General features: G+C 66.4%; 1 protein-coding gene. It reads left to right on the top strand.

Features of this window, described 5'->3' with window-relative positions:
• Nucleotides 1-220: 220 nt before the first annotated feature.
• Entirely contained in the window at nucleotides 221-1,222 is a 1,002-nt protein-coding gene (locus J4H92_RS15165; protein ID WP_208099015.1) for a sensor histidine kinase, read from the top strand.
• Nucleotides 1,223-1,332 lie beyond the last annotated feature (110 nt).

A 1,332-nucleotide genomic window follows, 5' to 3' on the forward strand; every position in this document is an offset into this window, starting at 1 on the left:
CAACGAGATCCGCCCGCACGAGGCGATCTCCTGGAACCGGCCAATGGAGGTGCACCTGGGCCTGGCCGACCCCACCATCCCCAACTTCGAACGAGAAGAAATCCTGCCAACTACTTGACGCGGGACATGGCGGGGACACTTCGCATACCCCAACTGGGGTACGCAGGATGCCCTCGCAGGGTCATGACGCCCGAGGGTGTCGCCCAGGACAATGGAGAGCATGTCGATCGTGTCTGAACGGGTGCGCTGGTTCCCCGGCTGGGTGCGCGATGCCGGATTCGGGTTGGTGATCGTCGCGGCAGCAGTGGCGTCCGCGCACGAGCTCGGGGTGACACGGACTCCGCTGCTGTGGCTGATCGAACTGATACCCGCCGCGCTAATGCTGGTGCGGCGCCGACTGCCTTGGCTGGTGCTGGCCGCCGCTGTGGTCAGCTACGGCATCGTCGCTGTGGCCGGGACCCTCACTCCGGTCACCGCGCTGGCCGTCGCGTTCGCCATCTACTCCCTCGCGATGCAGCGCTCGCGCACCACCGTCCTGATCGCGGCAGCGGTCACGGTGGTCGTCATGGAAGTGGTCACCATCAGCGTGGTCGGCCGGTTCATCCACGACTCCACCACCCAGGTCATCGAGACCGTCGGCCTTGCCCTAGCGATCGGACTGTTTGTGCGCACACGACGTGACTATGTCGACGCGATCCGGGAACGCGCAGAACGCGCCGAAGCCACACGAGAGACCGAAGCCGCCCGCCGGGTCATCGAAGACCGGCTGCGGATCGCGCAAGACCTGCACGACACCGTCGCCCACCAGATCTCCGTCATCAGCCTCAACGCCGGGGTCGCCACCGCCACCCTCGACCACAAACCCGACGCCGCCCGCGAAGCACTGGCCAGCATCCGCGCCGCGTCCCGCAATGTGCTCTCCGAAATCGGATCGCTGCTATCCGCTCTCAGGTTGCCCGACGAGACCGCCCCCACCACCCCCACCGTGGGACTGGACCAGCTCGAGGACCTGATCGCCGGGTTCGAGAACACCGGGTTGAGCGTAGAACGGCAACAGGCCGGGAATCTGGGGGTGTTGACCCCGGCGGTCAGTGCTGTCGCCTACCGGGTCATCCAGGAAGGGCTGACCAACGCGCACAAGCACGGCACCGGGCACACCGCCCGCCTCGACCTCGACGTCACCGACACCGCCCTCCACATCCAGGTGTCCCGCGTCAAGTAGTTGGCAGGATTTCTTCTCGTTCGAAGTTGGGGATGGTGGGGTCGGCCAGGCCCAGGTGCACCTCCATTGGCCGGTTCCAGGAGATCGCCTCGTGCGGGCGGATCTCGTTG

The organism is Leucobacter weissii, from assembly GCF_017565745.1.
In the GTDB taxonomy this organism is placed as follows: domain Bacteria; phylum Actinomycetota; class Actinomycetes; order Actinomycetales; family Microbacteriaceae; genus Leucobacter; species Leucobacter weissii.